The sequence below is a fragment of the Streptomyces sp. XY006 genome, from assembly GCF_002237655.1.
GTDB lineage: Bacteria > Actinomycetota > Actinomycetes > Streptomycetales > Streptomycetaceae > Streptomyces > Streptomyces levis.
Window position 1 is genome coordinate 405,026 of record NZ_NOKT01000002.1, and the last position, 11,574, is coordinate 416,599.

Consider the following 11,574-nt stretch of genomic DNA (forward strand, 5'->3'; position numbering starts at 1 on the left):
GCGTCCCTCACACCGCCTCCCCCAGCGCGGCGATGACGTCGGCCTTGCGGGGCTGCCCGACGGCCCGCCGCACCACCCGGCCCTCGGCGTCCAGGACCAGCACGGTCGGAGTCTTGAGGATGTCCAGGCGCCGGACGAGGTCCAGGTGCGCCTCGGCGTCGATCTCGACGTGGGCCACGCCCGGGACCAGGCCGGCGACCTCCCCGAGCACCCGCCGGGTCGCCCGGCAGGGCGCGCAGAACGCGCTGGAGAACTGCACGAGCGTGGCCCGCCCGCCGAGCTCCGCGCCCAGTTCCGCCGTACCGAGCCGTATGCCGTCGTCCCGCCCGCGCACCCGCACTCTCCCGCTCCGCCGCTTGTGCAGCACTCCGAAGACGCTCGCCGCCGCGAGCACCGCCACGCACACCACCAGTCCGGTCATCACCTGCTGCAAGCGTTCACGAGACCGCAAAGATTCCCGGCCCCGCAACGGCACCGGGCTGCGGAATGCTTGGTTCCCATGGACATCGATGTGAGAGGGCCGCGGTTCGGCGCGGCCGTCACGACCGTCGTGCTGGCGGTCGTGCTGGTCACGGGGAGCGCGTGGCTGCTGGCCTGGCAGACGCTGGCGTTCCTGCTGGGCGCGGCGGGCGGGGTGCGCCGGTCGCCGTACGGGTGGCTGTTCGCCCGGGTCGTCCGGCCGCGGCTCGGGCCGCCGAGGGCGTTCGAGGCGCCCGAACCACCGCGCTTCGCCCAGGCGGTGGGCCTGCTCTTCGCGGGGCTCGGACTCGTCGGCTTCACCCTCGGGCCCGAGTGGCTCGGGCTCGCGGCGACCGGCGCGGCGCTCGCGGCGGCGTTCCTGAACGTGGCATTCGGGTACTGCCTGGGCTGCGAGTTGTACCTGCTCGTGCGGCGCGCGACGGTGCGCGCGGAGTAATGCGGACGTAAAAGCACGAGGTGGGAGTCCGGTGACGACGTGACGAGAATCTCCTCCCCCGCGGGCACGAGGACTGGCTACCCGGCCGTTCTTGGGGCACCATCTGCGACAAGCCGTAAACCTACGGCTGCGTAACTTGTCCGCTGGGAATCCCTTCCCAGGCAGAGCAGGAAGGGTCCGAACCGCCCATGGCAGAGCTCGTCTACCGTCCCGTCGTCGGCTTCGCCCGCACGCTGTTCAAGGTGTGGGACCTCAAGATCGACTGTCAGGGTTCGGAGAACATCCCGCGCTCGGGCGGCGCCGTGCTGGTGAGCAATCACATCAGTTACCTGGACTTCGTCTTCAACGGCCTGGCGGCCCTGCCGCAGAAACGTCTCGTGCGGTTCATGGCGAAGGAGTCCGTCTTCCGGCACCGGATCTCCGGTCCGCTGATGCGCGGCATGAAGCACATCCCCGTGGACCGCAAGCAGGGCGAGGCGGCCTACGCGCACGCCCTGGACTCGCTGCGGTCGGGCGAGATCGTCGGGGTCTTCCCGGAGGCCACGATCTCGCAGTCGTTCACGCTCAAGAGCTTCAAGTCGGGCGCCGCGCGCCTGGCGCAGGAGGCCGGCGTCCCGCTGATCCCGATGGCGGTGTGGGGCACGCAGCGACTGTGGACCAAGGGCCACCCGCGCAACTTCAAGCGCAGCCACACCCCCATCACGATCCGGGTCGGCGAGGCGATCGAGGCCTCCCGTGACAAGTACGCGGGCGCGATCACGCGTCAGCTGCGCGAGCGCGTCCAGGAGCTCCTGGAGGCCGCCCAGCGCGCCTACCCCGTACGCCCCAAGGGCCCGGACGACACCTGGTGGATGCCGGCCCACCTCGGTGGTACGGCGCCGACGCCGGAGCAGGTGCGGGCGGCCGAGGCGCTCTGACGCCCCGGACGCCCGCGGCTCAGGCGGCGGACCACGGGGCGCGGACGTCGATCTCCGCGCCCGGACTGAACTTCCGCAGCAGTTCTGCGAGTTCCGCGGCGGCCGCCTCCACCTCGGCGACCGGCATCGGGGCCATGCTCTCCAGCAGGAAGATGCCCGAGGTCGTCCGCTCGGTGAGCCGGGTGCGCGGCCCCTGGCGCCAGTTCCAGCGGCGGCAGGTCACGCCCGCGTCGTCGCACCACACCACTTCGCCCGCGTCGGGGTGCTCGACGGTCTCCTCTCCCCCGGCGACGGTGACGAAGTCCTCCGTGCCCGTGGCCCGCAGCAGGCGCATGCCGCCCTGGATGCGGTCGAGGTCCTCGCCGCCGACCGGGATCAGATGGGCGACGCTGATCGCGTTGTAGAGGTCGACGAGCAGGTTGATGCGGGGCAGCCCGGCGTCCGTGAGGGCTCGTCTGGCCAGGGCCTCCGCGGAGTTGCGGGTGCGGGACGGCTTCGAGCCGAAGGCCGTGTAGGCCGCGCGCCAGGCCGCCATGTGCGGGTCCTCGTGCGGGGCGCGTCCGTCCAGCCGGGCCGCGAGCCGGCGGGCGGCGTCGTCCAGCAGTTCCGCACTGGCGTCGGTGCTCGGCCCGTTGACCAGACCGTGCGCCTCGATCGCGACATGGGTGAAACCGGGCGCGAGGGCGCGGACGTCGTCGGACACGGTGAGCGTGAGCGTCATGGTCGGGCCTCAGAGTGCGGTGGGGAGTGTCTGCCAGAGGTGCGGCCGGTCGGGTGCCGCTCGGAGAGCGTCGAGCACGGCCGGGTGCGGTGCAGCATACAGGACCGAATAGTCCAGTTCATTGGACGCGAGGTCGGGCACGAAGGCGAGCCGCTCGCCGTCCAGGGAGAACTGCGCGTCGACGCCCGGCTTGTTGCCCCGGGGGTCCTGCCGGTGCCAGGCGCCGTTGAACCGCACGGCGACCAGCCCGTGGACCTCGTCGAACTTCTGGTAGCAGAGCGCGGTCGGGATGTCCTCGGCGCGCAGCAGCGCGGCCAGCGCGTGCGCCTTGGCGTAACAGATGCCGGTGCGCTGTTCCAGGACGTCGGAGGCCCGCCAGGTGACGCGGAGATGACCCGAGTCCTGCGAGTGCGCGATGGAGTCCCGCACGAACTCGAAGGCCGCGCGCGCATATTCATACGAGTCCGCCACTTCCCGGGCGAGCGTCGCGGCCGTGTCGCGTACCCGCGGGTGATGGTGGTCGATGACCTCGTCAGCGGCCAAGTAGGCGGAGAGGTCCGGGTTTTCCTGGATCAGCTGCATGCGGGCAGAGCGTAGGGAGCGACCGGAGGACGGTCAATCGATTTACGGTCTTACGCATACTCATGCACGCCATCAGAGAACGGCCGAACACCGCCGCAACCCTCCGTCCCGCCGCAACCCTTCCCCGGTCTCGCCGGTCTCGGGATCCACGGAACGGTGACGAGGAGGGGGACATGAAGCAGCTAAGACGTCTGGTGGGGGCCGCGGTCGCCTGCGGCGCCCTCGCGGCCGCGGGCATCGGGGCCACGCCCGCGCACGCCGTGGAGAACCAGCTGTGGATCGGCGCACCGTACGAGACGGTGCTGCCCGGCGCGGAGGCGGACGGCAGCGCCCGCGAGCGGAGCCTGGAGGTGACGGTCAGCCGCGATGTGGCGCACGGCCCGGTGCCGGCGGGGCAACTGACCGTCGACGTGAGCGAGGTCGCCGCCTTCGCCCGGGTGTCCTGGCCGGACCAGTGCGCGCCCGAGTCGGAGGTCAGGGCGGTCTGCGCCTTCCCCGGGATGCCGGACGGGACGGACACCGTACGGGCCGCCACGATCGGGCTGCGGGCGCTGCCCGGCGCGGATCTCGGCGCCTCCGGGTACGTGCGCTACTCGGCCACCGCCGGTGAGCTCACCGCCCACACCGCCGAGACCCGGGTCGGCCTGGGCAACGGGCCGGACCTGGGACTCAGCCAGGCTCCCTACCAGCGGGATCTGAGGCCGGGCACCGAGACGAGCGTGCCGGCGACGGTGTCCAACAGCGGCAACCGCACCGCCGAGCGCACCCTGATGTGGATCAGTGCCTCGTACGGGCTGCGCTTCAAGGAGCGGCACGCCAACTGCGAGTACCGGGACCACACCACCGGTACGGGAGCCCTGTGCGTGCTGGACGAGGCGGTGGCGCCCGGACAGCGCTACGCGATGGCGACCCGCCTCGGCGTCGGGCGCGAGGCGATGTACGAGCGGTTCGACCAGTCCGTCGAGCCGTACTCGGACCAGGCGCTGGCGGAGGCCCGCGGTGACTGGACCTGGACCCGGGGCACGGGCCCCGAGCTGGATCTGCGGCCGGTGACCACGCGCACGACGGCGGCGCCGGAGCCCGACATCGACCCGCAGGACAACTACCAGGCCGTCATCCTCGACGCACGGAACACCGCCGACCTGAAGCTCACCGGCAGCAGGGTGCGCGGAGCCGTGGGCGACACCGTGACCGCCGAGGTCACCGTGCACAACCGCGGCCCGGCCTGGGTGGCGTCACTGGGCGCGGGGGCCTCCGTGGCCACCGTGCGGTTCCAGGCGCCGGAGGGGACCACGGTCGGCACCCTGCCGGAGGGCCGGTGCTGGACGGCGGAGGACGACGGCACGTCCCCCGCCACCCACTACTGCCGGACGCCGATCCACCTGCACGACAAGGCGTCCTACACCTTCGAGATCCCGCTGCGGATCGACCGGGTGGTGCGCGGGGCGCACACCACCGTGGCGACTCTCAACGACGACTCGGAGCTGAGCATCCGGAAGTTCGACCCGAACCTGCGCAACAACATCGCGCGGATCGTCGTCAACTGACGGTGCCCGCAGGGGAGATGGCCTCAGCGGGCCATCTCCTCCTTCAGCGCCGCGAGGAAGGCGTCCACGTCCTCCTCGGTGGTGTCGTAGGCGCACATCCAGCGGACGTCGCCCGCGGCCTCGTCCCAGAAGTAGAAGCGGAAGCGCTTCTGCAGGCGCTCGCTCACGTCGTGGGGCAGGCGGGCGAAGACCGCGTTGGCCTGCACCGGGTAGAGGATCTCCACCCCGTGCACGGACCGCACGCCCTCGGCGAGGCGCTGGGCCATCTCGTTGGCGTGCCGGGCGTTGCGCAGCCACAGGTCCCGGGCGAGCAGGGCCTCCAGCTGCACCGACACGAACCGCATCTTGGAGGCGAGCTGCATGGACAGCTTGCGCAGATGCTTCATGTGGCTGACGGCGTCCTGGTTGAGGACGACGACGGCCTCGCCGAAGAGGGCGCCGTTCTTCGTGCCGCCCAGGGACAGGATGTCGACGCCGGCGACGTCCGTGAGCGTGCGCATCGGGACGTTCAGGGTGGCGGCGGCGTTGGCCAGCCGGGAGCCGTCCAGGTGCACCTTCATGCCGTGCGCGTGGGCGTGCTCGCACAGGGCGCGTATCTCGTCCGGCGTGTAGACCGTGCCCAGTTCGGTGGCCTGGGCGATGGAGACGACCTGCGGCATCGCCCGGTGCTCGTCGTCCCAGCCGTAGGCCTGCCGGTCGATCAGCTCCGGGGTGAGCTTGCCGTCGGGGGCCGGGACGGTGAGCAGCTTCAGCCCGCCGACCCGCTCGGGCGCGCCGCACTCGTCGACGTTGATGTGCGCGGTCTCGGCACAGATCACCGCACCCCAGCGGTCGGTGACCGCCTGGAGCGCGACGACGTTGGCGCCGGTGCCGTTGAAGACCGGGAACGCCTCGGCCGTGGCCCCGAAGTGGCTGCGGACGACGTGCTGCAGGTTCTCGGTGTAGGCGTCCTCGCCGTAGGCGACCTGGTGCCCGCCGTTGGCCAGGGCCAGGGCGGCGAGCACCTCCGGGTGGGCGCCGGCGTAGTTGTCGCTGGCGAAACCGCGGACGTCGGGGTCGTGGTGGCGGCGGGCGTCGGTCTTCGGCGGGTTCACGGCTTCTCGGTGAGCCACAGACGTTTTCCGTTCACTTCGGCGGCGGGCTTCTCCCAGACTTCGGTGATGGCCTCGGCCAGGTCCTTGACGTCGGTGAAGCCCGCGAACTTCGCGTTGGGGCGCTCGGCGCGCATCGCGTCGTGCACCAGTGCCTTCACCACCAGGATCGCAGCCGCCGAGGTGGCGCCCTCGGGGCCCCCGGCCTTGCGGAAGTAGTCGGCCATGGCCAGCGTCCACGCCTCGGCGGCCGCCTTGCCGGCGGCGTACGCGGCGTTGCCCGCGGTGGGCTTGCTGGCACCGGCCGCGCTGATCAGCACGTACCGGCCGCGGTCGCTGCGCTGCAACGCCTCGTGGAAGGCGAGGGAGGTGTGCTGCACGGTGCGCACCAGCAGCATCTCCAGGAAGTCCCAGTCGTCCAGGCTGGTCCTGGTGAAGGTCTCGCTGCCGCGCCAGCCGCCGACGAGGTGGACCAGGCCGTCGACCCGGCCGAAGTCCTTCTCGATGCGGGTGGCCCAGTCGCGGGTGGCCTGCAGATCGAGCAGGTCGACCGTGTCGCCGGTGACGGTGGCGCCGCCGGTCGCGTAGCTCGCCGCGTCCACCGCCTCCGCCAGCCGCTCCGGGTCGTTGTCCGAGCCGATGACGGTCGCTCCCGCCTCGGCCAGCCTGAGCAGCGCCGCCCGGCCCGCGGGCCCGCCCGCACCGGCCACCGCGATCACCGCACCGCTGAGCGCCCCGTTCCCCGCCATGTTCTTCGCCTCCTGAGCAGTGTTCTCGGTACGCCGATCGCTCACGCGGCGATCCGCTCGGCGCCGTCCGCCGTGATGCCCTTGGTGGAGGCGATCACATGCTTCAGCTTCTTGGACAGTGCCTCATAGAACATGCTCAGCGGAAACTCGTCCGGAAGCACGTCATCGACGAGCTTGCGCGGCGGCTGCGTCAGGTCCAGGGCGTCGGGGCCCTTGGCCCACTTGGAGCCGGGATGCGGGGAGAGGTAGGTGGAGACGAGCTCGTACCCGGCGAACCAGTGGACGAGCTTGGGCCGGTCGATGCCGTCGCGGTACAGCTGCTCGATCTCGCCGCACAGCTGGTTGGTGACCTGCGGGGCGCGCTCCCAGTCGATGGAGAGCCGGTTGTCCGTCCAGCGGACGACGTCGTGCTTGTGCAGGTAGGCGAAGAGGAGCTGGCCGCCGAGACCGTCGTAGTTGCGCACGCGCTCGCCGGTGACCGGGAAGCGGAACATGCGGTCGAACAGGACCGCGACCTGGACGTCACGGGCCTGCGGCATGCCCTCGCCCGCGAGCTTCACGGCCTCCTTGAAGGCGGTGAGGTCGCAGCGCAGCTCCTCCAGGCCGTACATCCAGAACGGCTGGCGCTGCTTGATCATGAAGGGGTCGAAGGGCAGGTCGCCGTGGCTGTGGGTGCGGTCGTGGACCATGTCCCACAGGACGAACGCCTCCTCGCAGCGCTTCTGGTCGTGGACCATCGCGGCGACGTCCTCGGGCAGCTCCAGGCCCAGGATGTCGACGGCGGCGTCGGTCACGCGGCGGAAGCGGGCGGCCTCGCGGTCGCAGAAGATGCCGCCCCAGGTGAACCGCTCCGGTGCCTCGCGCACGGCGATGGTCTCCGGGAACAGCACGGCCGAGTTCGTGTCGTAGCCGGACGTGAAGTCCTCGAACTTGATGCCGCAGAACAGCGGGTTGTCGTAGCGGGTGCGCTCCAGTTCGGCCAGCCAGTCCGGCCAGACCATGCGCAGCACGACCGCTTCGAGGTTGCGGTCGGGGTTGCCGTTCTGCGTGTACATCGGGAAGACGACCAGGTGCTCGAGACCGTCCCTGCGGTCGCGGGCCGGCTGGAAGGCGAGCAGCGAGTCCAGGAAGTCGGGCACCTGGAAGCCGCTGTCGGCCCAGCGGGTCAGGTCCTTGGCCAGCGCCTCGTGGTACGCCTGGTCGTGCGGGAGCAGCGGGGAGAGCTCCAGGACCGCGTCGGCGACCTGCCGGACGGCGAGCTCGGCGTCGGCCGGGTCGGGCGCGCCCTCGGCGTCGAAGTCGATCGACCCGTCCTTGGACTGCCATGGCCGGATCCGCTCCACGGCATCCTTGAGCACGGGCCATGCCGGGTGCTCCACCACCCTGGCCACGGGAGGAACCCCGTCCTCCGAACCCACCTGCACAAGAATTTCCGTCATGTCCCATCCTCCACGGGAGAATCTCACGTATGCAGACCGTATACACACGAGGTTCCTCCCAGCAAGGGCCACCTCGGGAAATTATCCTGCCGCACCCCGGCCTTCACCGCACTTTTTCCTGTCGGTCACGCTTATGCCCGTACGCGCGCGGACCATGCCCTCACTCTCTGCAAGGGGTGGGTGCAGGCGATACCGTCGGGTGGGCCCTGCGGGCCCTCACTGCCGCCTGTCGACGGAAGAGAGTCGCGCTTTGAACTTCCTCACCATCGGTCACCGCGGAGTCATGGGTGTGGAGCCCGAGAACACCCTCAGGTCCTTCGTCGCCGCCCAGGAGGCGGGCCTCGACGCCATCGAACTCGATCTGCACCTCAGCAAGGACGGCGCGCTCGTCGTCATGCACGACACGGATGTGGACCGCACGACCGACGGCACCGGGCCGATCGCCGAGAAGACCCTCGCGGAGCTGCGGGCCCTGGACGCGGGGCGGGGCGAGCGGGTGCCGGTCTTCGAGGAGGTCCTGGAGGCCGTCCGTTCACCCCTCCAGGCCGAGATCAAGGACGCACAGGCGGCCCGGGCGCTGGCCCGGGTGATGAACGAGCGAGGGCTGGCCGAGCGGGTGGAGGTGTCCTCGTTCCACGACGAGGCGATCGCCGAGATCAAGCCCCTGGTGCCGGGCGTGCGCACCGCGCTGATCGCCAGCCGCTACGGCACGGACGTCGTGGACCGCGCCGTCGCGGCCGGTGCCGAGACCGTCTGCCTGAACATCCGCCGGCTCACCCTGGAGATCGTGGAACGCGCCCGCGAGGCCGATCTGAGGATCATCGGCTGGGTGGTGAACACGCAGGATCACCTGCGGCTCGTCCGGGCGTTCGGCCTCGACGGCGCCACCACCGACCACCCGGACATCAAGCGCACGGGCCGCTTCACGGCCTGACGGCTAGCCGAGCTCCTTGACCAGCAGCTCGAACTGCAGGTCGTCGCGGAGCGGGATGCCGAAACGCTCGTCGCCGTACGGGAAGGGGGTCATCCGGCCCGTACGGCGGTAGCCGCGCCGCTCGTACCAGGCGATGAGGTCGTCGCGGACGGAGATCACGGTCATGTGCATCTCCGTCACGCCCCAGGCCGCGCGGGCCTGCCGCTCCGCCTCGGCGATGATCACCTTGCCGAGGCCCGCGCCCTGGAGCGCGGGGCTGACCGAGAACATCCCGAAGTAGGCGTGGTCACCGCGGTGCTCCAGCTGGCAGCAGGCGACGATCCGCCCCTCACGCTCCACGGTCAGCAGCCGGCTGTCCGCCGACTTGATGACGGCCCGCACCCCCTCCGGGTCCGTCCGCTGCCCCTCCAGGATGTCCGCCTCCGTGGTCCACCCGGCCCGGCTGGCCTCGCCCCGGTACGCCGACTCGATCAGGGCGACCAGCTCCACCACGTCGGCGTCGGTGGCGTCGCGGAAGGTCAGTCCGGTGGCGAGGGTGTCCATGGGCGTACGTCTCCCTGGTCGGGCGCGGCTCGGGCAGGGACGAGCGTAACCCTGCCACTAGGCTCCGCTGCATGGTGCATGTACTGAGCAGCCGGATCCTGCTCCGCCCCACCGACCCCGAAGCGTCACGCGCCTTCTACGGTGAGCGGCTCGGGCTCGCCGTCTACCGGGAGTTCGGTACCGGGCCCGAGCGCGGCACCGTCTACTTCCTGGGCGGCGGCTTCCTGGAGGTCTCGGGGCGGTCCGACACCCCGCCCGCGCCCGCGGTGCGGCTGTGGCTGCAGGTCGACGACGTGACGGCGGCGCGGGACGAACTGCGGGCCAGGGGCGTGGAGATCGTGCGGCCGCCGGTGCGCGAGCCGTGGGGGCTGGTCGAGATGTGGATCGCGGACCCCGACGGCACGCCGATCGTGCTGGTGGAGGTCCCGGCCGACCACCCGATCCGTTACCGCCCGGGCATCTGAGACCGGCTCCTCCCCACTGCCCGGCGCCCGGCCGTCGCGGCACCCCACCGGGTTTTCCCGGATGGCAGGGGGCGTCCGCGGCGGCTTAGCGTGCTTCGGGGGGTTCCCTGCGGAAGGAACGCCATGAAGCTCGACGCACCGGTGACCGGCGGGCCCTGCTGGACGGAACTGGGCACCAGCGACCTGGAGGCCGCGCGGCGGTTCTACACGCGGCTGTTCGGCTGGCGGCCGGAGACGGACCCGCGTCAGGAGGCGGGCGGGTACACCGTCGCCCACCTCGGTGAGGACGCGGTGGCCGCATTGGCCCCGCTGTACCAGCCGTCGCAGCCGGTCGCCTGGAACGTGTCGTTCGCGGTGACCGACGCGGACGCCGCCGCCCGTGCGGTGACGGACGCGGGCGGGGCGGTGCTGCTCGGCCCCATGGACGTGTTCGACGTGGGCCGTTTCGTGGTGGCCGCCGACCCGGGCGGTGCCGTGTTCCAGCTGTGGCAGGCGGGGACCTTCCCGGGCGCGGGGCTGTTCAACGCGCCGGGCGCGCTGGGCTGGGTGGAGCTGTTCACGCGGGAGCCGGAGCAGGCCGTGGCCTTCTACACGCGGGTGTTCGGGTGGACCGTGGCCGCCGGGGAGCGCTACACGCAGTGGGGCATCGGCGGGGCGGACTTCGGCGGCATGGTGACGATGGACGACAAGTTCCCGCCGGAGGTGCCGGCGCACTGGCTGCCGTACTTCGCCGTGGCGGACGTGGACGCGACGACCGCCGTCGTGCAGCGGCACGGGACCGTGCTGATGGTGCCGACGTCCGTGCCCGACGGGCCCCGCATCGCGGTGCTGCGGGACCCGCAGGGCGCGATGTTCGGGGTGTACCGCAGCGGGGACGGGTTCTGATCCGGCGGGGCGCCCGATCCGCCGGCGCTCCGGCGGCTCAGGCCCGCAGCGCGCCCAGCCTGCCCTCCAGCTGGGCGAGCAACTCGCCCAGGAGCGCGGACAGTTCACCCTGCTCGGGGCCGTCCAGACCGGACAGGACGGCGGTCTCGTAGGCGAGCTGAGCGGGCAGGATGCCGTCGACGAGGTCGCGGCCCGCGTCGGTGAGGCGCAGGTGGGCGACCCTGCGGTCCCGCGCGTCGCCGCGGCGTTCGACCAGGCCGCGCTCGGTCAGCTGCTTGAGCCGCTTGGTGACGGCGGCACCCGAGGAGAAGGTCTCCCGGGCCAGCTCCCCGGGTGTCAGCTCGTGCCCCGTACGGCGCAGCGCGCCGAGCAGATCGAACTCGGGGCGGCTCAGTCCGGCCCGGCGCAGGGGGGCGTCCTCGGCCTGCTGCAGCAGGGCGGCACAGCGGTTGATCCGCCCGATGATCTCCATCGGCCCGGTGTCCAGACCGGGGTGCACGGCCCGCCACTGCCGTACGACAGCGGAAACGGTGTCGGCCCGCCGAGCCCCGGACAGGCCGGCTTCGAAGCCGGGGCTCTGTTCTGCGGCCGGCGGGGCCTGGCCGGGGTCGCCTGGAGGCAGCGGGGCGTCGGCGGCGTCCCCTCCGGCCAGGGAGGTCTCGCCGGGGTCCCCTCCGGCCAGGGGGATCTTGCCGGGGTCCCCTCCGGTCTCGCCGAGGTCCCCTCCGGTCAGGGGAGCCTCGCCGCCGTCCCCACCGGCCGAGAGCGCCTCGTCGCCGTTCCCTC

At 71.8% G+C, this 11,574-nt stretch carries 14 protein-coding genes; 6 read left to right on the plus strand and 8 right to left on the minus strand.

What is annotated here, in order from left to right; translation table 11 throughout:
• Window positions 1-7: 7 nt before the first annotated feature.
• Entirely contained in the window at window positions 8-421 is a 414-nt protein-coding gene (locus CHR28_RS04400) for a TlpA family protein disulfide reductase (RefSeq protein ID WP_094052091.1), read from the minus strand.
• A 78-nt stretch (window positions 422-499) separates the two neighbouring features.
• Between CHR28_RS04400 and CHR28_RS04405 the strand changes: the two genes are divergently transcribed.
• On the plus strand, window positions 500-916 hold the full coding sequence (locus tag CHR28_RS04405) for a DUF4395 domain-containing protein (protein ID WP_094052092.1): 417 nt from the start codon (window positions 500-502) through the stop codon (window positions 914-916).
• 188 nt (window positions 917-1,104) lie between these two features.
• On the plus strand, window positions 1,105-1,833 hold the full coding sequence (locus CHR28_RS04410) for a lysophospholipid acyltransferase family protein (protein ID WP_094052093.1): 729 nt from the start codon (window positions 1,105-1,107) through the stop codon (window positions 1,831-1,833).
• A gap of 19 nt (window positions 1,834-1,852) precedes the next feature.
• On the opposite strand, the gene CHR28_RS04415 is transcribed toward CHR28_RS04410, so the two are convergent.
• Complete coding sequence (locus CHR28_RS04415; RefSeq protein ID WP_094052094.1) at window positions 1,853-2,554, minus strand: B3/B4 domain-containing protein; 702 nt, start codon at window positions 2,552-2,554, stop codon at window positions 1,853-1,855.
• 9 nt (window positions 2,555-2,563) lie between these two features.
• The gene (locus CHR28_RS04420; protein WP_094052095.1) at window positions 2,564-3,136 is read right to left on the minus strand and encodes a transglutaminase-like domain-containing protein; all 573 of its coding nucleotides are present in this window, start codon (window positions 3,134-3,136) and stop codon (window positions 2,564-2,566) included.
• A gap of 173 nt (window positions 3,137-3,309) precedes the next feature.
• Here CHR28_RS04420 and CHR28_RS04425 point away from each other — a divergent pair, with 173 nt between their 5' ends.
• On the plus strand, window positions 3,310-4,683 hold the full coding sequence (locus tag CHR28_RS04425; protein ID WP_094052096.1) for a hypothetical protein: 1,374 nt from the start codon (window positions 3,310-3,312) through the stop codon (window positions 4,681-4,683).
• 23 nt (window positions 4,684-4,706) lie between these two features.
• Here CHR28_RS04425 and CHR28_RS04430 read toward each other — a convergent pair whose 3' ends face one another.
• The 3 genes from CHR28_RS04430 to CHR28_RS04440 are packed head-to-tail and all read right to left on the minus strand — an operon-like array spanning window position 4,707 to window position 7,962.
• Window positions 4,707-5,777: a threonine aldolase family protein gene (locus tag CHR28_RS04430; protein ID WP_094052097.1), complete on the minus strand. Its 1,071-nt coding sequence runs from the start codon at window positions 5,775-5,777 to the stop codon at window positions 4,707-4,709.
• Window positions 5,774-6,523: an SDR family oxidoreductase gene (locus CHR28_RS04435; protein WP_094052098.1), complete on the minus strand. Its 750-nt coding sequence runs from the start codon at window positions 6,521-6,523 to the stop codon at window positions 5,774-5,776. Before CHR28_RS04435 ends, CHR28_RS04430 begins: the two co-directional genes overlap by 4 nt.
• Window positions 6,524-6,564: 41 nt before the next feature.
• Entirely contained in the window at window positions 6,565-7,962 is a 1,398-nt protein-coding gene (locus CHR28_RS04440; RefSeq protein ID WP_094052099.1) for a DUF6421 family protein, read from the minus strand.
• Between the two features lie 250 nt (window positions 7,963-8,212).
• Between CHR28_RS04440 and CHR28_RS04445 the strand changes: the two genes are divergently transcribed.
• Window positions 8,213-8,896, plus strand: coding sequence for a glycerophosphodiester phosphodiesterase (locus CHR28_RS04445; protein ID WP_094052100.1), 684 nt, complete (start codon window positions 8,213-8,215; stop codon window positions 8,894-8,896).
• Window positions 8,897-8,899: 3 nt separating this feature from the next.
• Here the strand turns inward: CHR28_RS04445 and CHR28_RS04450 are convergent, their stop codons facing one another.
• Window positions 8,900-9,439, minus strand: a complete 540-nt coding sequence (locus tag CHR28_RS04450) for a GNAT family N-acetyltransferase (RefSeq protein WP_094052101.1) — start codon at window positions 9,437-9,439, stop codon at window positions 8,900-8,902.
• A 71-nt stretch (window positions 9,440-9,510) separates the two neighbouring features.
• On the opposite strand from CHR28_RS04450, the gene CHR28_RS04455 reads away from it, so the two are divergent.
• Together CHR28_RS04455 and CHR28_RS04460 are read left to right on the plus strand one after the other, a co-directional pair.
• The gene (locus CHR28_RS04455; protein ID WP_094052102.1) at window positions 9,511-9,903 is read left to right on the plus strand and encodes a VOC family protein; all 393 of its coding nucleotides are present in this window, start codon (window positions 9,511-9,513) and stop codon (window positions 9,901-9,903) included.
• A 123-nt stretch (window positions 9,904-10,026) separates the two neighbouring features.
• Window positions 10,027-10,788 (plus strand): VOC family protein, encoded by a 762-nt coding sequence (locus tag CHR28_RS04460; RefSeq protein ID WP_094052103.1) that lies wholly within the window; start codon window positions 10,027-10,029, stop codon window positions 10,786-10,788.
• 37 nt (window positions 10,789-10,825) lie between these two features.
• Here CHR28_RS04460 and CHR28_RS04465 read toward each other — a convergent pair whose 3' ends face one another.
• The gene (locus CHR28_RS04465) at window positions 10,826-11,344 is read right to left on the minus strand and encodes a MarR family winged helix-turn-helix transcriptional regulator (protein WP_094052152.1); all 519 of its coding nucleotides are present in this window, start codon (window positions 11,342-11,344) and stop codon (window positions 10,826-10,828) included.
• Between the last annotated feature and the right edge of the window lie 230 nt (window positions 11,345-11,574).